Here is a 21222-nt window from a genome sequence, read left to right as displayed (position 1 = left end):
ACCTGAAGGTCACTCCACCGAAGTCTGCAACACCTCGATCCACAACGCCCCCTTGCCCGAAGCCGCTTCGCCCACACGTTTGAGCGCGCCCTTGTCGCCGACGGCATAGGTGCCAACCTTTTCGCTTTTCTCACCCGTTACCAACAACCATTTGCCGTTCGGCGAAAATGCGATGTTGCGTGGCTGCTTTTCTTGTACCGGGTAGTTGTCGAGAAAGCGCAAGCCGCCCGAGGCCGTATCGACCGCAAACGCCGACACTGAACTGCTGGTGCGTTCGGTCATGTACAGGAGTTTGCCGTCAGGCGAGAGCCGCAGGTCTGCCGCCCAGATACGCGGCGTCGGGTCGTCCTTCAAGTCGTTGTTGCGCGCATCGCGCACTTCACCGTGAGCCAATTTCAGCCGCTCGGGAATCCCGTTGGCCACGCCAATCTCCTTCAGGGCTCCGGTGCTGTCGTTGATGGAAAACGCAGTGACCGTGCCGCTCATCTCGCCGACCACGTAAAGGAATTTGCCGTCCCTGGAAAACGCCAGGTGTCGAGGTCCGGTATTGGCCGGAACGCTCACGTAGCCGCTGTCGATGGGGGAGAGCGCGCCGGTCTTTGCATCCAGGCGATATTGCAGGACGCGGTCGGCCCCCAGGTTGCCGGTGTAGGCAAAACGATTGCTGGGGTCGGTGCGGACCGAGTGGGCGTGGGGGCCGGTGGGGTAGCTCTGAATGTTGTCCGAAGGCTGATAGCCCTTGTCAATGGCTTGCACGGTCACGGCGTCGCCGCCATATGAGGCGCCGAGCAGGTAGTGCCCCGATCTGTCGGTAGACAGGTAAGCCATGCTTTGCGCCAGCGGTGCCTTGGTCGATGGCGTCAGTTGCCCAGTCTTTGCGTCGATGCTGTAGCCCAACACCTGGAACGGTTTGACCCGCAACGCCGCGAACAACACTTTGCCGTCAGGTGTGATGGCCATTGGGTTGACCTGATCGCCGGCGTTGACCTGATTGACCAGGCTCAGCGTGCCATTGTTCTGATCGAGGCGGTACTGGGAAATCAACCCGTCTCCCGGGCTGGATATGTAGGCGTAGGTGGCGGCATTGGCTTGCAGGCTGAGGCCACCGATGACGGCGGCGGCCAGGAGGAGGTTTTTACTCACAGTGGATCCTTTTATTGTTATTGATGTGGTCAGTCATCCTATGACTGAAACATCTGGACATCAATGCCTCGGCTGCATGAAAACTGAAATTTCCGGAGCTATGGCGATTTGCTATGCCCGCACAACATTTATGGGTTTGAAATATTTTTAAATAATCTCGTTTTACCAAGTGTTGTACGACATCGTACTTACTGTGTTCGACTTCGCGGGTTCTCACAAAAAAAACAATGGAGATACCCTCTATGACCAGCATTCCTTCCGTGGAAGGCCAGGCTGCGGCGCCCGCGCAAAGTCGATTTCTACGAATATTCAAACTCCTGGGCCCAGGCATCATTGCCGTGCTGTCCTGGCTGGGGGCGGGTGACCTGATCACCTCGTCCGTGGCCGGTGCCAACTACGGTTACGCGATGATGTGGGTGCTTGCGGTCTCCCTGTTGCTGAGATACCTGATCGTCAACATCATCGCGCGCTTCCAGCTGTGCAATAACCAGGGCATGACCATCCTGCAGGGCTACGCTCAGCTCAATCCGTTTTTTGCCTGGTTCTTGCTCGTCTACGCCCTATTGATGGGCCACTTGATGAACGCCTACATGATAAAGGGGGCAGGGGAGTCGCTGGCGATGCTGTTCAAGATCGAGCAGCCGTTGCTCTGTTCGGTGGCGGTGGTACTGGCAGTGTGGATGCTGGTCGGTCGCAACATCTACTCGATGATCGAAGGCGTGATGAAGTTGCTGCTGGCGATCATGACCCTGGCGTTCATTGCGCTGGCTGTGATGTCCGGCCCGGATGTAGGCGGCATCATCAAGGGCACCATCGGTTTCAGCATTCCCAAGGACGAGGGTGTGCATGGCGCGTTGCTGGTGGCGGTATCGGTCATCGGCGCTGTTGCCGGTTCGATCGCCAACTTCGTGCATCCTTACGTCATGCGCCAAAAGGGTTGGGTTGGCCCGCAACACAAGCGCATTCAACGCAACGATCTGCTGTTTGCCGTGTTTATAGGGATCATCATCAACCTGGCCATCTGGATCGTAGGCGCGGAAATCCTGCGTCCCAACGGCATCGAGGTCAAAACCCTGGGCGATCTGGGCAAGGCGCTGGAAATCTATTTCGGCTCCATCGGTTGGTATGTGTTCTTCATCGGCGTATTTGCCACGTTGTTCGCCAGTATTTCGGGCAAGACCACCGCATTCCCGATGCTGATCACCGATGCCTTCCAACACGTGTTTCCCAAGCGTCGCGACAAGTATGGCAAAGAGTTTCACCATGACCCGATGCACAAGTGGTTCATGCTGTTCATCCTGGTCACGCCACTGATCTGGTCGCTGCCCGGCATGCCAGACTTCGTGACGCTGACCATCGGTGTCAGCGCGCTGAACATCATTGGCCTGCCCATCATTTCCCTCGGCTTGCTGATCATGTCCAACCAGAAAAAATTGCTGGACAAGCAGTACCGCAACAACCTGTTCGAGAACATCGCACTCGCATTCGCGACGGGCCTTGCACTGTGGGTTGCCTTCCAGTTGGGCGTTGATTTGTTCGCCTGATATCGGGGAATGTCGAGGGGACGCAATGCCCCTCGACATCGATGCCTCAATCGGTCACAGACCCTTTCGGAATTTTTCCGGCAAAACTGTCCACCAGGCTCGCCACCACCATCTCACCCATGCGCGTGCGGGTCTGCACAGTCGCGCTGGCGCGATGGGGTTGCAGCACCACCTGTTCGTTGCCGAACAGCGTCTCTGGAACGCGCGGCTCATCGACGAACACGTCCAGCGCTGCGCCCGCGATCTCTCCGGCCGCCAGTGCCGCGACCAGATCGACCTCGTTGACCAGCTTGCCCCGGGCGACGTTGATCAGATAGCCACCCTTGCCCAGCGCGTGCAGCACATCGGCATTGATGATGGCTTCGGCCTTGTCGGCAGCAGCGGCGAGAATCAGTGCATCGCTTTGGCTGGCCAACTGCTTCAGGTCGGCGACGAAATTGTGGTCCACATCGCTCATCGGTTGCAGGTCGGTGTAGCTGATCGGGCAGCCGAATGCTGCGGCACGAACCGCGACGGCACGACCGACCCGGCCCATGCCGACAATGCCGATGCGCATCCCGGACACCTGGCGCGCCAACGGCAAAGGGGCCAATGGCGTCGGACTATGCGGCCATTGGCCCGAACGCACATAACGGTCACTGGTACACAGGCCACGGCACACGGCGATCAACAGGCCGATGGCCAGGTCAGCCACGTCTTCGGTCAACGCACCGATGGTCGCCGTCACGCGAATTCCGCGATCCCTGGCGTAGGCCAGGTCCACGGCATCGGTCCCTACACCGTTGACGGCCACCACCTCCAGTTTCGGCAACTGCGCCATCAGCGCCTGGGTGATCCCGGTGTGACCGCCGGTGATCACACCCCGAATGTTGTTGCCATGCTCTTTGATATAGGCCGCTTTGTCAGCCTGTTCGAAATAGCGCCTGATGGTGAACAATTCGCCCAGGCGGGTGTTTATTTCCGGAATCAGGATCGGGCTGAGCAGCAAGACTTCTGGTTTCATGTGAACCTCGTGGAGCGCAATAAAAAAGCCGGTCAACCGCGACCGGCAAACGGCATGGCAGTGGCCATGACGGTCATGTTCAGGACATTTGCCGACAACGGCAGGGCGGCGATGTAGCGCACGGCATCGGCGACGTGCTGGACGTCCACCATGGGCTCTACGGCGATACTGCCGTTGGCCTGGCGCACGCCTTTGGTCATGCGCACCGACATCTCGGTCAGGGCGTTGCCAATGTCGATCTGGCTACAGGCAATGTTGAATTCGCGGCCATCCAGGGCCAGGGATTTGGTGAGCCCCAGCACCGCGTGTTTGCTGGCGGTGTAGGCGCTGCTGAAGGGGCGCGGAGTGTGAGCCGAGATCGAGCCGTTGTTGATGATGCGCCCACCCATGGGCTGCTGCCGGCGCATCAGCCCAAAAGCACCGCGGGCGCAGAGGAAAACGCCGTTGAGGTTGGTGTCGATCACGTTTCGCCACTGCTCGAAGGTGAGCTCATCCAGCGGAACGGCGGGGGCATTGACCCCGGCGTTGTTGAACACCACGTCCAGGCGTCCGTACTTCACGGTGATTTCGGCAAACAGCGCATCGACGCTGGCCGGGTCGCGCACATCAGTGGGGACCGCCAAGGCCTCGTGTCCTTCGACGGCGGCCAGTTCCGCCAGTTCCAGCAATGGCTCCGGCCGGCGTCCCGCGAGCACCACGGTGAAGCCGTCGGCCATCAGGCCAAGGGCCACGGCGCGGCCTATTCCGCTGCCGGCACCGGTTACCAGGGCGACTTTCAAAGGATGGGTCATCTTGTTGTTTCCTTTTTTTATTCACTGGGGCGTGTGGTGTGTCAGTGTCAGGGGCGATTGCCGACGCGCATTTCGATCTGGCCGATGCCGTCGATACCGGCATTGATGACGTCGCCGGGTTGCAACACATCGACGCCGGCCGGGCTGCCGGTCATGATCAGGTCGCCGGCACGCAAAGCGACGAAGTGGGAGATGCGGCTGATGACCTCGCTGACAGACCAGATCTGGCTGTCGAGGCTGTCGCGCTGGCGTTCCTCACCGTTGACGTTCAGCCACAGCTCACCCTGTGGATGGCCGGCGCGTGACACCGGCACGATGGCGGTGATGGGGGCCGCGCCGTCGAACACCTTGGCGCCTTCCCACGGCATGCCGTTGCTCTTGGCCGCGATCTGGACATCGCGACGTGTCAGGTCAAGGCCGGCGCCATAACCCCAGACGTAGGCCAGGGCCTGGTCCTCGGGGATATTCGCGCCGCCTTCGCCGATGGCCACCACCAGTTCAATTTCGTGGGCAAACTCTTCGGTCATGGGCGGGTAGGCGATTTCACCCTGTGCATCCACTACGTTGCTCGCTGGCTTCATGAAAAACACCGGCGGCAGGCGGGACTGGCCTTGCGTGCCCGGCCAGGTGTAATTGCGGCCGACGCAAAATACCCGGCCGACGGGGAAGCGCTGCTGGCTGCCGGCGACCGGCAAGGTCACAGGCAGATCGGGGGTAAAAACGTATTCGGTCATGTTCATCCTGGTACGGGTCCTGTAGGAAGCATCAGCGTACGGCGGCAGTCCTGGCTGAAGTTGGACGAATGCCGCCTCGTATTGGAGAAAAAAGCTTTTCTTGAATCAGCGGGCCTTGAGTTCGATGCGATACAGCCGGCCCAGAAGCAACGAGTAGGACAAGGTGCCCATCAGTGCTACACCCCCGATGAACCAGAAGGCCCAAGCGAAAGAGCCCGTCGTCTGGACAATGGCGCCAATCACGATCGGGGTGACGATCCCGCCAATGTTGGCGGCCAGGCTGGTCACCCCTCCCGTCAGGCCGATCAGTTCCTTGGGCGCGACTTCCGATACGGCTGCCCAGGATGAGGAGGCGATTCCCTGGGCGAAAAAGGCGATCGTCAGGATGGCAATGCAGATGACGTTCGAGTCGGTGAAATTCACCAGGACGATCGACATGCCCAGCATCGAACCGACCACCAGCGGCAATTTGCGCGCGAAGGACATGGAGTAGCCGCGGCGTATCAACAGGTCGGAGACGATCCCGGCAAGCAGAATGCCCACTGTGGCGCCAATGAACGGCAGCACGGCGAAGATCCCGGCCTTGATGGTGGTCAGTTGCCGTTCTTCGATCAGGTAGGTCGGGAACCAGGTGAGGAAGAAGTACAGCGCCGAGGTGCTGGCGAACTTGCCGATGCAGATCGCCCAGATTTGCCGGTAGCCGAACAGCTCGGCGATTTGGCGCCAGTTGAACCGGGTGCGCTCCTGGCTGCTCTTGACCAGGCCGCCACCGGATTCGATGTATTTCAGTTCTTCCTTGCTGACTTTCTTGCAACTAAGTGGGTCGCGGTACAGGAACAACCAGATCACCCCGAACACGATGCCGAGCAATCCTGTGCTGTAGAACACATGGCGCCAGTCGAAGGTGGTTGCCAACCAGAGCAATGCGCCGGTGAACAGGGCGGTGCCGAGGTATTGGCCGCACACGTAAATGCTGCTGGCCATTCCGCGTTCGCGCGCCGGGAACCACACCGTCACCGCCCGGCTATTGGCCGGAAATGCCGGCGCTTCCATTGCACCGACGGCCAGGCGCAAGCCGAACAACGAGGCAAAGCCCGTGGCAAAACCCTGGAGCACGGTGACTGTGGACCAACTGATCAGCGACACCCCATAGGTCAGCCGCGAGCCGAAGCGGTCGGCAATGAATCCGGCGGGCACCAGTGCGAGTGCGTAGGTCCAGGCGAACGCGGAAAAAATCAGGCCCATTTCGATCTTGTCCAGGCCCAGGTCCTTGGCCATGAACGGCGCCGCAATCGAGATGTTCACCCGGTCGATGTAGTTGATGATGGTTGCAATCAGCAGCAGCGACAGCATGAACCAGCGTCGACGGGTTGGCAGGCGCTGGGTGGGGGCGGCGTCACTGACGCCGGCCGTCGCCGTGGAGGTGGTGGAGTTGGACATGGATAGGCCTCGTTATTGTTAGAAGAATCGAGATTTCTGCGCGCAGCCGGGCCCAATACCCCAAGGTGGAGCAGTGCAATGCCTGGATGAGCTAAGTGGACAGCCGGGTGTCAGGTCTGCGGCGACACATTGCGCAGGGGGAAATCCGGGGAGGGGGCGGGTGGGTCAGTCAGGGAAAAAAGCAGGTTCATGAGGTGCGCACCAATTGATTGTTTTTGGAGGGGTCGGGCTGCATTGCCTGACACAGTGGTCGTACGACCTTCCAAAATCAACGGCGGCTTTAGATCGTTTTTTCTCTTGGAAACGCTGATCAATGCATCTGTCCAAGAACTTATTTTTGCGTGTTTTGTTTTTTCGTTTTTATAACTACATGTTTTTAAAGAATAAAAAATTGATTTTGTGATTCGTTTTTTTGGACAAGAAATTTTCCACACACCGATACAATTAATTCGTCGATACCCACGTCATCCTATGAGTTGTTGAAATAGGCCCGGTTTCACCGTCACAATCTCCCACGTCGCCGCGTCCCTTACGGCGTGCCGACAAGCTGTCCAAATACCTGTCGAGGATGCCCAGGAGATGTCGTCACCGAGTCGAGTACCCACCTACGTCATGCAGCAGCGCAGTGAGTTGACGGACTTCTACATCCGCGACAAAAAGGGCCGGCGTGCCGAAACCAGCCCCCATCGCCACGAATACTTTCAGATTCAGATCAACCTGGGGGGCGACACCGTTCAGCACATCGGCAACGTCGAGCGTCCGTTCCCGCGCAACACGCTGGCGTTCATCCTGCCGCACCGCGTGCACGTGATTCCGCACCCTGCGGACAGCAATTTCATCGTGATCAATTTCTCCCAGACCTTCCTGTTGCCGCACTTGCAATGCGATCCGATGGATCTGGAAGAGGTGTCGATTCTGCTTGCGCCGGAGCTGTCGCCGTTCCGCTTCCAGGAGCATCTGGATTTCATTCTGGGTGATGAGGATTTCAGCAAAGTCTGCGCCTTGATCGAACAGATGCGCGTGCTCGATGAAAACCGTCAATTCGGCACCCGCGAAATGCTCAAGGGGTTGCTGCTGCAACTGGTGGGAAGTGTGTGCGCCTTGTATGCCGAGCCGCTCAAGCGGCTGGCCGAGGAGAATGCTGCCGAAGTCAGCCGGCGCGACGCGTTGAGCAGGATGTCCGAGTATTTGCGCAAGAACATCGCCGACCCGGACCTCAATCTGATCAAGGTGGCCGCCGCGACCTACCTTTCACCGACCTACCTGACGCACTGGTTGCGCAAGGAAGTCGGAAAGACCTTTACCGAGTTGGTGCTGGAGCGCAGGATGCATGCCGCTCGTAACTACCTGCTCAATGGCACGCGACCCGTGGGGGAGGTGGCGCGGCTGTGCGGATTTGCCGACGAAGCCTACTTTTCGCGGCGCTTTCGTCAGATCCATGGCCAGCCACCGGGGCAATTTCGGCGCCAGCAACTCAATCCTGATACGCCGCAATCACCGTTGAACACGTGATGCGCGTGGCAAAAACGAAAAAACCCGCCATAAGGCGGGTTCTTTGATCTGGCTCCACGACCTGGACTCGAACCAGGGACCCAGTGATTAACAGTCACTTGCTCTACCAACTGAGCTATCGCGGAATGGCGTGTATGTTACTGATTCAAAAAGGGAAGTCAAGCGTCCGTTGGCAATTTGAGGCCGCCGGTGGGACAAACGGTGTTTTGGCAGCGATTGGCGGCCGGCTCAACCACCAAAGGTGATAGTGCCCATCATCAACTTGGCGTACAGCGCCGTGGCGGCCAGTTGCACCAGCCACAGGGCCAGGCCACCGAGGAACACGCCGGTGGCGACCTGCATCACCAGGCTTTTGGCGCGCTTGGCTTGGGGGCGGGGGATGAAGTCATCCAGATCGTCGCGATCATCGCGGTCGGCGCGCAGGTTGTCGTTTTTCATGGAGTCTCCGGGTTCTACACGAATCCCTGTAGGAGCGAGCTTGCTCGCGATTGCGATGTGTCAGTTATCAACAATGTTGAATTAAATACCGCGTCGCGAGCAAGCTCGCTCCTGCAGTTCCTATCTCGGACAAATAAAAAACGGGAAGCGCTCAGGCTTCCCGTTTTTTGTATCAGCGCGAGGTTCAGATCACCGCGACAATCGCCTTGGTGACGACATCGATGTTGCTCTGGTTCAGCGCAGCCACGCAGATGCGGCCGGTGTCCAGGGCGTAGATGCCGAATTCATTGCGCAGGCGGTGAACCTGTTCAACGGTAAGGCCCGAGTAGGAGAACATGCCACGCTGACGACCGACGAAGCTGAAGTCGCGTTGCGGGGCATTCTTGGCCAGCAGGTCAACCATCTGGTTGCGCATGCCTTTAATGCGCAGGCGCATCTCGGCCAGTTCGGCTTCCCACTGGGCGCGCAGTTCCGGGCTGTTCAGCACGGCGGCGACGATGCTCGCGCCATGGGTCGGCGGGTTGGAATAGTTGGTGCGGATCACGCGTTTGACCTGCGACAGCACGCGCGTGCTTTCTTCTTTCGATTCGCTGACGATCGACAGGGCGCCAACGCGCTCGCCGTACAACGAGAAGGATTTGGAGAACGAACTGGAGACGAAGAAGGTCAGGCCCGATTCCGCGAACAGGCGCACGGCGGCCGCGTCTTCGTCGATGCCGTCGCCAAAGCCCTGATAGGCCATGTCGAGGAAAGGTACGTGACCTTTGGCCTTGACCACTTCCAGGACGTTTTTCCAGTCCGCCGGGCTCAGGTCGACGCCCGTCGGGTTATGGCAGCAGGCGTGCAGCACAACGATGGAGCCGGACGGCAGGGCGTTCAGGTCTTCCAGCAGGCCAGTACGGTTGACGTCGTGGGTGGCCGCGTCGTAGTAGCGATAGTTCTGCACCGGGAAGCCAGCGGTTTCGAACAGCGCACGGTGGTTTTCCCAGCTTGGATCGCTGATCGCCACGACGGCGTTGGGCAGCAGTTGCTTGAGGAAGTCGGCACCGATTTTCAGGGCACCGGTACCGCCTACGGCTTGGGTGGTGACAACGCGACCAGCGGCGAGCAGTGGCGAGTCATTGCCAAACAGCAGCTTTTGCACGGCCTGGTCATAGGCGGCAATACCGTCGATCGGCAGGTAACCACGAGAAGCGTGTTGAGCGACGCGAATCGTCTCGGCTTCGACAACGGCGCGCAGGAGTGGAATTCGCCCCTCCTCGTTGCAATAAACACCGACCCCCAGATTGACCTTGCTGGTACGGGTATCGGCATTGAATGCTTCGTTGAGGCCCAGGATTGGATCGCGTGGTGCCATTTCGACAGCGGAGAACAGGCTCATTTTTGCGGCGGCTCTGAATGGAGTGTGGAGGGACGTGCCGCGCTCCAGCCGAATGCACTAGAGCGGTGCACAAACGGGGAGCTAGTATAGAGGCCATCGGCGAGTGCTGGCGACAGCCCATTCGGCTTTTAGCGTAAGTTTTTCCGATTATTTTTCGACCGTTAGTCGATTGGTCGCGTCAGAGTCTTTAAGGGATGTAGGACGTTTGCCTTGAAAGAGCCGGCAATCGACTCCACATTGAGCCCAATCCAGTTTTTTTCCTCGGGCGGCTTCGGTCGTTTGCGGTCTTTTTCGTTGCTGTCCGGTTTGCCCGGACCGGCGCGACCCAGGGGTATTTCATGTCTGAATTCCAGCTAGTCACCCGCTTCGAGCCCGCCGGCGACCAGCCGGAAGCCATTCGCCTGATGGTCGAGGGCATCGAGGCAGGTTTGGCGCACCAGACGCTGCTCGGCGTAACCGGTTCCGGCAAGACGTTCAGCATTGCCAACGTGATCGCCCAGGTGCAGCGCCCGACTTTGGTCCTGGCGCCGAACAAGACCCTGGCCGCGCAGTTGTACGGCGAATTCAAGGCCTTTTTCCCCAACAACGCCGTCGAGTACTTCGTTTCCTACTACGACTACTACCAGCCCGAAGCCTACGTGCCGTCGTCGGACACCTTCATCGAGAAGGACGCCTCGATCAACGATCACATCGAGCAGATGCGCCTGTCCGCCACCAAGGCGTTGCTGGAGCGCAAGGATGCGATCATCGTCACCACCGTGTCATGCATCTACGGTCTGGGCAGCCCGGAAACCTACCTGAAAATGGTGCTGCACGTGGATCGCGGCGACAAGCTCGACCAGCGCGCCTTGTTGCGCCGCCTTGCCGACCTGCAATACACCCGCAATGACATGGATTTCGCCCGTGCGACTTTCCGCGTGCGCGGTGATGTGATCGACATCCACCCGGCTGAATCGGATTTCGAGGCGATCCGCATCGAGCTGTTCGATGATGAAGTGGAGAACATTTCGGCATTCGACCCGCTGACCGGCGAGGTCCTGCGCAAGCTGCCGCGCTTCACCTTTTACCCGAAAAGCCACTACGTCACGCCCCGGGAAACCCTGCTCGATGCGGTCGAGGGCATCAAGGTCGAGTTGCAGGAGCGCCTGGAATATCTGCGTTCGAACAACAAGCTGGTGGAAGCCCAGCGCCTTGAGCAGCGCACGCGTTTCGACCTGGAGATGATCCTCGAACTGGGTTACTGCAACGGCATCGAAAACTACTCGCGTTACCTGTCCGGGCGCCCGGCCGGCGCCGCGCCACCGACGCTCTACGACTATTTACCCGCCGACGCCTTGCTGGTGATCGACGAGTCCCACGTCAGCGTGCCGCAAGTCGGCGCCATGTATAAGGGCGACCGCTCACGCAAGGAGACGCTGGTGGAGTACGGCTTCCGTCTGCCGTCGGCGCTGGACAACCGACCAATGCGTTTCGACGAATGGGAAGGGGTGAGCCCGCAGACCATTTTCGTTTCGGCCACACCGGGCAATTACGAGGCAGAACACGCCGGACGCGTCATTGACATGGTGGTGCGCCCCACTGGCCTGGTGGACCCACAGATCGAGATCCGCCCGGCCCTGACCCAGGTCGACGACCTGCTCTCGGAAATCAACAAGCGTGTCGCTGTTGAAGAACGTGTGCTGGTGACCACGCTGACCAAGCGCATGGCCGAGGACCTGACTGATTACCTGGCCGATCACGGTGTGCGCGTGCGCTACTTGCACTCGGACATCGACACGGTGGAGCGCGTTGAAATTATCCGTGACCTGCGCCTGGGTACTTTCGATGTGCTGGTAGGCATCAACCTGCTGCGCGAAGGTCTGGACATGCCCGAGGTGTCGCTGGTGGCGATCCTCGATGCGGACAAAGAGGGCTTTCTGCGCTCGGAGCGCTCGCTGATCCAGACCATCGGTCGAGCGGCACGTAACCTCAATGGCCGGGCAATCCTGTATGCCGACCGGATCACCGGTTCCATGGAGCGTGCGATTGGCGAGACCGAGCGTCGGCGGGACAAGCAGATCGCTTTCAACCTGGCCAACGGCATCGTCCCCAAAGGGGTGATAAAAGACGTTGCCGACATCATGGAAGGCGCCACCGTGCCGGGTTCGCGCAGCAAGAAGCGCAAGGGCATGGCCAAGGCGGCCGAAGAGAGCGCCAAGTACGAAGCCGAGCTGCGTTCGCCGGGCGAGATCGCCAAGCGGATCAAGGCGCTGGAAGAGAAGATGTATCAGTTGGCTCGGGACCTTGAGTTCGAAGCAGCGGCGCAGATGCGCGATGAGATTGCCAAATTGCGCGAGCGCCTCATCACCGTCTGAGTTCCAAGTCGTTCCTGCTGGCCTCATCGCGGGCAAGCCCGCTCCTACAAGGATTTTGTGCGCACCACAGAACCCTGTAGGAGCGAGCTTGCTCGCGATGAGGCCGGTCAAGGCACCTCAAAACTCAATGCGCCTCCCCAGCCTTGAGCCCCACCGGCAACTTCTTCGTCAACAACACCGCCACCATGCTGATTCCCAGCGCAATCCCGACAAAGTGAAATGCATCGTTGTAAGCCATGATCAACGCCTGCTGGTGGGCGATCTCGCTTAGCTTGCCCAATGCTGCCGTTTCACTACCAAAGCGGTCGGTCAATGAAGCGAGCCGCTCGGCCACCTGCGGGTTGGTCGGCACGATCGCTTCACGCAGATAATCGAAGTAGGTCTTGGTCCGCGCATCCAGCAAGGTGGCGAGGAGGGCAATGCCGATGGCGCCTCCGAGGTTGCGCAGGATGTTGAACAGGCTCGACGCCGACCCCGCGTCCTGCGGCAGGATGTAGGCAGTGGCGATCAGCGAGATGGTCACCATGATCAGCGGCTGGCCAAGGGCGCGGATGATCTGGATCTGATTGAACTGCGGCCCGGCGAAGTCGGGGTTCAGCACGCCCGAGGAAAAACTCGCCAGTCCGAACAGGCCGAAACCCACGGTGCACAGCCATTTTGGCGACACGTATTTCATCAGTTTGGGCACCAGCGGGATCAGGAACAACTGCGGCACGCCCATCCACATGATCACCTCGCCGATCTGCAGGGCGTTGTAGTTCTGGATCTGCGCCAGGTACAACGGCAGCAAATAGATCGATCCGTACAGCCCCACGCCCATGCCAACGCTGGAAATGCTCGACAATCCAAAGTTGCGATTGCCGAGGATGCCCAGGTTGATCAGCGGATTGGGTTTGGAGAATTGTACGATCACAAAGGTGATCAGGCTGACCAGGGCGATGCTGCCGAGAGTGACGATCAGGGTCGATTCGAGCCAGTCCTTGCGATGACCCTCCTCGAGAAACACCTGCAAACAGCCAAGGCCGACGCCAAGGGTGACGATACCGGCGTAATCGGTACTTTTCAGTAATTCCCAGTGTGCCTCTTTCTTCTCCAGGCCATACATCAGGCCTGCAATCATGATCAGCCCCGGGGGTATGTTGATATAGAAGATGTACTCCCAACCCCAGTTTTCCGTGAGCCAGCCACCGAGTGTCGGGCCGATGGAGGGGGCGAACGTGGCGGTCATGGCAAACATCGCCATGCCTTTGGCTCGGTGATGTTCAGGCAGTTTGATCAGCGTCAGGGTGAACGCCAGCGGGATCAGTGCACCGCCGGTGAAACCCTGCAGGGCGCGGAACACGATCATGCTCTCCAGGCTCCAGGCCATGGAGCAAAGCAGCGAAGCGACGAGAAACCCCAGCGACACCCAAACGGCCAGGCGCCGTGCCGATAGCAACTGCACCAGCCACGCCGTAAGCGGAATCATGATGATTTCCGCCACCAGGTAAGACGTGGAAATCCACGAGCCTTCTTCCAGAGTCGCCGACAGCGCGCCCTGGATGTCCTTGAGCGACGAATTGGTGATCTGGATATCGAGCACTGCCATGAACGCGCCGAGCATCACGCTCATGACCGCAATCCAGTCCCGCCGAGTCGGTTCGCCGACCGGGCGGATCAGTTGATCACCGGCCATCGATCGGGGCGTCTTTGATATTCACTGTCGCGGTAACCGACATGCCCGGGCGGATCTTGCCACGCAGCGGGTTATCGGCGGCGAAGGTCAGTTTTACCGGAATTCGTTGTACGACTTTGGTGAAGTTGCCCGTGGCATTATCCGGCGGCAACAGGCTGAACTGCGCGCCCGAGGCCGCGAACAGGCTGTCGACCCGTGCCTGGATGGGCGTGTCGCTGTAAGCATCGAAAGTCAGCTCGGCTTTCTGGCCAGGCTGCATGTGACCGATCTGGGTTTCCTTGAAGTTGGCTTGAATCCAGATGTCCTGGTCCGGGACGATTGACAATAAATAAGCGCCGGCCTGCACGAATTGGCCATTGCGTGCAGCGCGCTGGCCGATCAGGCCACTGATCGGTGCGTGGATTTCGCTGCGCGTCAGGTTCAGTTCGGCCTGGGCCAGGTCGGTCCGGGCATTGGCGATCATGGCGTCGAGGCGCTTGATTTCGGCCGTCAGCGAATCGACCTGCTGGCGCTGGCTTTGCGCATCGGCCTGGGCCTTGCTCACCTGCGAGCGAGCGATGTGGTTGTCGGCGGAAAGGGTGGTGACCCGTTCTTCGGAGACATAACCCGGTTTACGCAGGGCCTGGGCGCGAGACAGGTCGATTTGCGAGCGGCCAAGGCTGGCCTGGCTGGACGCCACCTGCGCATCGCTGGCGGCGATCAGGCTGGCCTGCTGGGTCAGCTTGCTTTGCGCTTGCAGGCGTTCGGCCTGGCGCGTGGCGAGCGCGGCGTTGGCGCGGTCGACGGCGAGTTGGAAGTCATCGCTCTCGAGCTTGATCAGCAGTTGCCCTTTTTCGACGTGCTGGTTGTCCTGCACCAGCACCTGTTCGATGCGCGCACCCAATTGACTTGAGACACGGGTGATCTCGCCCTGGACATAGGCGTTGTCGGTGCTTTCATAAAAACGTCCCTTGAAAAACCAATGAGCAAAAAAGCCCCCGGCAATCAGCAGGACGATCAACAGGAAACTGAACAGGCGACGCTTGAGTTGGGCAGGCATGGGGCAAACTGTAGTCGAGTAATTGTAAGGAAATTTATCAGCAGGCGAATTTGGCATACAGCCAATAGTGGGTAAATGCCATCGGGTGATAATCGGTCATTCATCGAGGCCAAGACCCCTTGCAGACGCAAACTTGGCTTAAATGCCCTGCTCACTGGAGCCGGGCGGGCAACGCCTGTAACATTCGCCCTTTGTTTCATCTTCATTTCGAGACTTGCCATGACCACCGTCCGCACGCGCATCGCGCCATCGCCTACCGGGGACCCCCACGTAGGTACCGCTTACATTGCTCTGTTCAACTACTGCTTTGCCAAGCAGCATGGCGGCGAGTTCATCCTGCGGATCGAGGACACCGATCAGTTACGTTCGACCCGCGAGTCCGAACAGCAGATCTTTGACGCCCTGCGCTGGCTGGGTATCGACTGGAGCGAAGGCCCGGACGTGGGCGGCCCGCACGGCCCATACCGGCAGAGCGAGCGTGGCGATATCTACCAGAAGTATTGCCAGCAACTGGTCGACATGGGTCACGCGTTCCCGTGCTTCTGCACCGCCGAAGAACTGGACCAGATGCGTGCCGAACAAATGGCTCGCGGCGAAACCCCGCGTTACGATGGTCGTGCGCTGCTGCTGTCCAAGGAAGAAGTCGCCCGTCGCCTGGCGGCCGGCGAGCCGCACGTGATCCGCATGAAGGTGCCGAGCGAAGGCGTGTGTGTGGTGCCGGACATGCTGCGTGGCGATGTCGAGATCCCGTGGGATCGCATGGACATGCAAGTGCTGATGAAGACCGACGGTCTGCCGACGTATTTCCTGGCCAACGTGGTCGACGACCATCTGATGGGCATTACCCATGTGCTGCGTGGTGAGGAATGGCTGCCATCGGCGCCGAAACTGATTTTGCTGTACGAATACTTCGGCTGGGAACAACCGCAGTTGTGCTACATGCCGCTGCTGCGTAACCCGGACAAGAGCAAGCTGTCCAAGCGCAAGAATCCGACGTCGGTGACATTCTACGAGCGCATGGGGTTCATGCCTGAAGCCATGCTCAACTACCTGGGACGCATGGGTTGGTCGATGCCGGACGAGCGCGAGAAGTTCTCGTTGCAGGAAATGGTCGACCACTTCGACCTGAGTCGGGTGTCCCTGGGCGGGCCGATCTTCGACATCGAGAAACTGTCATGGCTCAACGGCCAGTGGTTGCGCGACCTGCCGGTGGAAGAGTTCGCCAGTCGCCTGCAGACCTGGGCGCTGAACCCCGAATACATGATGAAAATCGCGCCCCACGTCCAGGGGCGTGTGGAAACTTTCAGCCAGGTTGCACCGCTGGCCGGCTTCTTCTTTGCCGGTGGCGTCAATCCGGATGCCAAGCTGTTCGAGTCCAAGAAACTGTCGGGCGATCAGGTCCGTCAGTTGATGCAGTTGATCCTGTGGAAACTGGAAAGCCTGCGTCAGTGGGAGAAGGACAGCATCACCGCGACGATCCAGGCGGTGGTCGAATCCCTGGAATTGAAGTTGCGCGACGCCATGCCGCTGATGTTTGCCGCCATTACGGGGCAAGCGAGCTCGGTGTCGGTGCTCGATGCCATGGAGATCCTGGGTCCGGATCTCACGCGTTTCCGCCTGCGCCAGGCCATCGATCTGCTCGGTGGCGTGTCGAAAAAGGAAAACAAGGAGTGGGAAAAACTGCTGGGTAACATCGCCTGATCCAGGGTGTGCTTCTGTAGCTGCTGCCGGAGGTGGTGGCTACAGCAGCGCAAATGCCCCGCATTTACGGGGTAGGGCGGTAAGTGATTGTTATGGCGGAAAATTTTTTTGAAAATTGTTGAAAATAAGTTTGACAGGTTTCCGAAGCGCCATTAAGATTCGCCCCGTCCTCAGCGATGAGGGGCTATAGCTCAGCTGGGAGAGCGCCTGCATGGCATGCAGGAGGTCAGCGGTTCGATCCCGCTTAGCTCCACCAATTTACACTTCAAGGTCTGGCCACACCGGCCTTGAAGCGATCAGCACTCAGCACTGATCAGTTGTAAAGAAGGGTTTGCGTCCCCTTCGTCTAGTGGCCTAGGACACCGCCCTTTCACGGCGGTAACAGGGGTTCGAGTCCCCTAGGGGACGCCAGTTTTACACAAGCGATGTTGCAAGATGTCGCTGCGCCGCGAGGCGAAAAATCCGGGGCTATAGCTCAGCTGGGAGAGCGCCTGCATGGCATGCAGGAGGTCAGCGGTTCGATCCCGCTTAGCTCCACCAATTTTACACTTCGAGGTCTGGCCACACCGGCCTTGAAGCGATCAGCACTCAGCACTGATCAGTTGTATAGAAGGTTTTGCGTCCCCTTCGTCTAGTGGCCTAGGACACCGCCCTTTCACGGCGGTAACAGGGGTTCGAGTCCCCTAGGGGACGCCACGATTACCCGCTCTGCGGGATTTATAAGGGTCATTCAATTATTGAATGGCCCTTTTGTTTGTCTGGCGTTTGGCCAAATTCCCTTATTTTCTTCAAACTGTGCATCTGACCGGCGGTCACATTCTTGACTTGCAGAATATTATTATGAGAATAATATTCTAGTCGTAATATTTGGAGGCAGCGATGAACGACAAGAAAGCTCAAACCCGCGAACGCATTCTCAAGGCCGCCAGTGCAGCGCTGATCCAGCGTGGCCCGGCCGAACCGAGCGTGGGCGAAGTGATGGGGGCGGCCGGCCTGACGGTGGGTGGCTTCTATGCGCACTTCGAAAGCAAGGACGCCATGATGCTGGAAGCGTTCAAGCAACTGCTCGGCCACCGCCGTGGACTGATCGCCGACATGGATGCGGATTTGACCGGCGAAGAGCGTCGCGCACTGGTGGCGGCCTTCTACCTGTCACGCAAACATCGCGACTCCTCGGACTCAGCCTGCCCGATCCCGGCCTCGGTCGGCGAGTTGGGGCGCTTGCCCGAGTCGTTTCGTGTGGCGCTGAACGAGCACGTGGAGCTGATGGTCGCGCAACTGGCGGCCAGCCCGGAGGACACCGACAAGGCGTTGGCCGATATGGCGCTGATGGTCGGTGGTCTGGCCCTGGCAAGGGCGCTGGGACCAGGAGAATTGTCCGATCGATTGCTGCGTGCCGCCAAGTCGGCGGTGCTATGACCTGAAGGCATTGGCCTGGGGAGTGAGAGCGATGAGCGCGTTAAAGTGGGTTCGTGGCGTTAATGGCACCTTGGGCTGGTTTGCACCGAAGCTGGTTGCGGCGAAAATGCGACTGGCATTCATGACACCGCGGGAACTGCCGCCGCGCGATTGGGAATTGCCGATGTTGGCGAAATCCGAACGCATCACCTTGCGGTTCGGCCTCTCCGCCTTGCGCTGGGGTCAAGGTCCGGCGGTGTTGCTGATGCATGGGTGGGAAGGGCGGCCGACGCAGTTTGCCAGCCTCATCAGTGCTTTGGTCGACGCCGGCTACAGTGTCGTGGCGCTGGATGGTCCTGGTCACGGTCGCTCACCTGGCCGTGAAGCCAACGTCATGCTGTTCGCCCGCGCCATGCTCGAGGCGGCCGCCGAGTTACCACCCCTGCAAGCCGTCATCGGCCATTCCATGGGCGGCGCGAGTGCCATGCTGGCGGTCCAGTTGGGGTTGCGCACCGAGACCCTGGTCACCATTGCCGCGCCGGCGCGAATTCTTGGCGTGCTGCGTGGTTTTGCCCGTTGCGTGCGGCTGCCGCCGAAAGCCCGCTCTGCGTTCATTCGTCAGGTTGAAAAGGACGTGGGGATGCGCGCGGCGGCGCTGGATGTCGCACGCTATCAGCTCGACATGCCTGGCCTGATCGTTCACGCCGAAGACGACCGCCTGGTCTCGGTCAAGGAATCCCAACTGATCCACGATGCCTGGTTCGACAGCCGTTTGTTGCGGCTGGCCGAAGGAGGGCACCAGCGAGTGCTGGCCGACCCGCGTGTGATTGATGGTGTGTTATCACTGCTGGCCGGTCGCAGCCTGCAATCACGCCAATCGGCCTGAGCATCCGTTACACTGCCCAGGTCGCATTAATCTGACCGGGAGTGGGCATGGGCTGGGATCGGGCAACGCCATTTATCATCGATCTGGAAGTGGGTGCCGAGGACATCGATGGCCTGGGGCACGCCAATAACGCGGTGTACGTGACCTGGCTCGAACGCTGTGCCTGGCGTCACTCCCAGCGCCTGGGGCTGGATCTGGTTGAATACCGGCGGCTGGACAGGGCGATGGCCGTGGTGCGCCACGAGATCGATTACCTGGCGGCGGCCTACGAGGGCGATCAGTTGCAATTGGCGACCTGGATCGTCGATTGGGACCAGCGCCTGAAAATGACCCGGCACTTCCAGCTCAAGCGTCCAAGCGACAACGCCACGCTGCTGCGTGCGCAGACCACCTTTGTGTGCATCGAGCTCTCCACGGGGCGACCCAAGCGCATGCCGGCCGAGTTCATCGAAGGTTATGGCCCGGCCTTGATCCTACCGCCGCCACACCCCCTGTAGGAGCGAGCTTGCTCGCGATGGCGGTGTGTCAGCCAGCATGATTCCAACTGACACACCACCATCGCGAGCAAGCTCGCTCCTACAGGTTCAAGTGCAGTTTTTGGATGTAATCCAGTAAACTGCCGCACGTTTTTCCTCGAGTGTGTTTTCCATGCAAATTGCCTTGGCACCCATGGAGGGGTTGGTCGACAACATCCTGCGTGACGTGCTGACCCGCGTCGGCGGTATCGACTGGTGCGTGACTGAGTTCATCCGCATCAACGACCAGTTGCTGACCCCGGCCTATTTCCACAAGTTTGGCCCCGAGCTGCTGACCGGTGCGCGTACCGCCGCTGGCGTGCCTCTGCGTGTGCAACTGCTGGGATCGGACCCTGTGTGCCTGGCGGAAAACGCAGCACTGGCTTGTGAGTTGGGCTCTGAAGTCATCGACCTGAACTTCGGCTGCCCCGCCAAGACCGTCAACAAGTCCCGGGGTGGGGCCGTGCTGCTCAAGGAGCCCGAGTTGCTCAATCGGATTGTCGAGCATGTCCGTCGGGCGGTACCGGCGCACATTCCGGTCACCGCGAAAATGCGCCTGGGCTTCGACAGTCCGGACGGTTCGCTGGTCTGTGCCACGGCGCTGGCCGAAGGCGGCGCAGAACACATCGTCGTGCACGCCCGGACCAAGACCGATGGTTACAAGCCCCCGGCACACTGGGAATGGATCCCTCGGGTGCAGGACGTGGTCAAGGTGCCAGTGTTCGCCAATGGCGACATCTGGAGCGTCGAAGACTGGCGCCGTTGCCGGGAAATCAGCGGTGTGGAAGACATCATGCTCGGTCGCGGTCTGGTTTCGCGCCCCGACCTGGGCCGGCAGATCATGGCCGCCCGCGCAGGCGAAGAGGTGGTCGAAATGACCTGGGCCGAGCTGCTGCCGCTGATCCAGGACTTCTGGCTGCAAGCCAAGGCGCAGATGACACCCCGTCAGTCGCCGGGTCGCCTGAAGCAATGGCTGGCCATGCTGACGCGCAATTACCCTGAAGCGGTGGAGCTATTCACGGTGCTGCGCCGCGAAACGGAGCCGGATCAGGTTTCGCGTTTGCTCGGGGTGCCTGAAGCTGCCTGAAAAATTTTGCAAAAAATTCTGAAAAACCTCTCTTGAAATGCAATCAGCGGTCCCTATCTAAGGGTTACGCGATGCCGAATCCGGGTCGCGGAGACACAAAAACTTGCTGATTGTTTTCAGGAGATTTGAATCATGACTACTGCATTTTCTCTCGCGCCTCTGTTCCGTTCCTCGGTTGGTTTCGACCGTTTCAACGACCTGTTCGAAACCGCCCTGCGCAACGAGCCAGGCAGCTCTTACCCTCCCTACAACGTGGAAAAACGCGGTGACGATCAGTACCGCATCGTCGTGGCGGCGGCCGGATTCCAGGAAGAAGACCTGGACCTGCAAGTCGAGAAGGGTGTGCTGACCATCAGTGGCGGCAAACGCGATGCAACCGAGGGCGTGACCTTCCTGCATCAGGGCATCGCCCAACGTGCTTTCAAGCTGTCCTTCCGCCTGGCCGACCACATCGAAATCAAGGCTGCGGACCTGCGTAACGGTCTGCTCAGCATTGACCTGCTGCGCGTCGTTCCGGAAGAGGCGAAAGCCAAACGCATCCCGATCAACGGGGAGCAAAAACCGGCTTTGCAACACTAAGG

At 59.6% G+C, this 21222-nt stretch carries 18 protein-coding genes and 5 tRNA genes; 13 read left to right on the top strand and 10 right to left on the bottom strand.

The genetic code is table 11. The annotated features are described in order from the left end of the window. Window positions 1-9: 9 nt before the first annotated feature. Complete coding sequence (locus tag AB4N64_RS15635) at window positions 10-1143, bottom strand: lactonase family protein (RefSeq protein ID WP_460116785.1); 1134 nt, start codon at window positions 1141-1143, stop codon at window positions 10-12. A 242-nt stretch (window positions 1144-1385) separates the two neighbouring features. On the opposite strand from AB4N64_RS15635, the gene AB4N64_RS15630 reads away from it, so the two are divergent. Beyond that, complete coding sequence (locus AB4N64_RS15630) at window positions 1386-2687, top strand: Nramp family divalent metal transporter (protein WP_460116784.1); 1302 nt, start codon at window positions 1386-1388, stop codon at window positions 2685-2687. A gap of 46 nt (window positions 2688-2733) precedes the next feature. Here AB4N64_RS15630 and AB4N64_RS15625 read toward each other — a convergent pair whose 3' ends face one another. The 4 genes from AB4N64_RS15625 to AB4N64_RS15610 all read right to left on the bottom strand — a co-directional run bounded on the left by AB4N64_RS15625 (window position 2734) and on the right by AB4N64_RS15610 (window position 6655). After that, window positions 2734-3690 carry a 2-hydroxyacid dehydrogenase gene (locus tag AB4N64_RS15625; protein ID WP_460116782.1) on the bottom strand — a complete coding sequence of 319 codons (957 nt, stop codon included), beginning with the start codon at window positions 3688-3690 and terminating at the stop codon, window positions 2734-2736. A 32-nt stretch (window positions 3691-3722) separates the two neighbouring features. Then, a complete protein-coding gene (locus AB4N64_RS15620) occupies window positions 3723-4481 on the bottom strand; it encodes an SDR family oxidoreductase (RefSeq protein ID WP_460116780.1) in 759 nt (252 codons plus the stop codon). Between the two features lie 47 nt (window positions 4482-4528). Beyond that, complete coding sequence (locus tag AB4N64_RS15615; RefSeq protein WP_460116779.1) at window positions 4529-5221, bottom strand: fumarylacetoacetate hydrolase family protein; 693 nt, start codon at window positions 5219-5221, stop codon at window positions 4529-4531. Between the two features lie 99 nt (window positions 5222-5320). Then, entirely contained in the window at window positions 5321-6655 is a 1335-nt protein-coding gene (locus AB4N64_RS15610) for an MFS transporter (protein ID WP_460116777.1), read from the bottom strand. Window positions 6656-7234: 579 nt separating this feature from the next. Here AB4N64_RS15610 and AB4N64_RS15605 point away from each other — a divergent pair. Then, window positions 7235-8167: a helix-turn-helix transcriptional regulator gene (locus AB4N64_RS15605; protein ID WP_460116775.1), complete on the top strand. Its 933-nt coding sequence runs from the start codon at window positions 7235-7237 to the stop codon at window positions 8165-8167. 49 nt (window positions 8168-8216) lie between these two features. Here AB4N64_RS15605 and AB4N64_RS15600 read toward each other — a convergent pair. From AB4N64_RS15600 to AB4N64_RS15590, 3 genes are all read right to left on the bottom strand, one after another. Further along, window positions 8217-8292 (bottom strand) — tRNA-Asn (locus AB4N64_RS15600). Window positions 8293-8395: 103 nt separating this feature from the next. Then, window positions 8396-8605, bottom strand: a complete 210-nt coding sequence (locus tag AB4N64_RS15595; RefSeq protein ID WP_460116774.1) for a hypothetical protein — start codon at window positions 8603-8605, stop codon at window positions 8396-8398. 184 nt (window positions 8606-8789) lie between these two features. Beyond that, complete coding sequence (locus AB4N64_RS15590) at window positions 8790-9986, bottom strand: amino acid aminotransferase (RefSeq protein WP_460116772.1); 1197 nt, start codon at window positions 9984-9986, stop codon at window positions 8790-8792. 338 nt (window positions 9987-10324) lie between these two features. Between AB4N64_RS15590 and uvrB the strand changes: the two genes are divergently transcribed. After that, complete coding sequence (uvrB, locus tag AB4N64_RS15585; RefSeq protein ID WP_460116771.1) at window positions 10325-12340, top strand: excinuclease ABC subunit UvrB; 2016 nt, start codon at window positions 10325-10327, stop codon at window positions 12338-12340. Between the two features lie 124 nt (window positions 12341-12464). Here uvrB and AB4N64_RS15580 read toward each other — a convergent pair whose 3' ends face one another. After that, entirely contained in the window at window positions 12465-14015 is a 1551-nt protein-coding gene (locus AB4N64_RS15580) for an MDR family MFS transporter (RefSeq protein WP_460116769.1), read from the bottom strand. After that, entirely contained in the window at window positions 14005-15054 is a 1050-nt protein-coding gene (locus AB4N64_RS15575) for an HlyD family secretion protein (RefSeq protein ID WP_460116768.1), read from the bottom strand. The genes AB4N64_RS15580 and AB4N64_RS15575 overlap by 11 nt, the downstream gene beginning before the upstream one ends. 219 nt (window positions 15055-15273) lie before the next feature. On the opposite strand from AB4N64_RS15575, the gene gltX reads away from it, so the two are divergent. The 10 genes from gltX (at window position 15274) to AB4N64_RS15525 (ending at window position 21220) form a co-directional block, all read left to right on the top strand. Further along, complete coding sequence (gene gltX / locus AB4N64_RS15570) at window positions 15274-16755, top strand: glutamate--tRNA ligase (RefSeq protein ID WP_460116766.1); 1482 nt, start codon at window positions 15274-15276, stop codon at window positions 16753-16755. A 180-nt stretch (window positions 16756-16935) separates the two neighbouring features. Next, window positions 16936-17011: transfer RNA gene (locus AB4N64_RS15565), tRNA-Ala, on the top strand. 79 nt (window positions 17012-17090) lie between these two features. Next, window positions 17091-17166 (top strand) — tRNA-Glu (locus AB4N64_RS15560). 53 nt (window positions 17167-17219) lie between these two features. Further along, window positions 17220-17295, top strand: a tRNA-Ala gene (locus AB4N64_RS15555). A gap of 80 nt (window positions 17296-17375) precedes the next feature. After that, window positions 17376-17451 (top strand) — tRNA-Glu (locus tag AB4N64_RS15550). Window positions 17452-17634: 183 nt separating this feature from the next. After that, on the top strand, window positions 17635-18174 hold the full coding sequence (locus tag AB4N64_RS15545) for a TetR/AcrR family transcriptional regulator (protein WP_460116765.1): 540 nt from the start codon (window positions 17635-17637) through the stop codon (window positions 18172-18174). A 31-nt stretch (window positions 18175-18205) separates the two neighbouring features. Then, window positions 18206-19039, top strand: a complete 834-nt coding sequence (locus tag AB4N64_RS15540; RefSeq protein ID WP_460116763.1) for an alpha/beta fold hydrolase — start codon at window positions 18206-18208, stop codon at window positions 19037-19039. Window positions 19040-19086: 47 nt separating this feature from the next. Continuing rightward, entirely contained in the window at window positions 19087-19536 is a 450-nt protein-coding gene (locus AB4N64_RS15535) for an acyl-CoA thioesterase (RefSeq protein WP_460116762.1), read from the top strand. Between the two features lie 151 nt (window positions 19537-19687). Continuing rightward, a complete protein-coding gene (locus tag AB4N64_RS15530) occupies window positions 19688-20641 on the top strand; it encodes a tRNA dihydrouridine synthase (RefSeq protein WP_460116760.1) in 954 nt (317 codons plus the stop codon). Between the two features lie 132 nt (window positions 20642-20773). After that, the gene (locus AB4N64_RS15525) at window positions 20774-21220 is read left to right on the top strand and encodes an Hsp20 family protein (protein WP_460116758.1); all 447 of its coding nucleotides are present in this window, start codon (window positions 20774-20776) and stop codon (window positions 21218-21220) included. The last annotated feature ends 2 nt before the right edge of the window (window positions 21221-21222 follow it).

The organism is Pseudomonas sp. S2_C03, assembly GCF_054668405.1.
This window is presented reverse-complemented; position numbering and strand designations above follow the sequence as displayed.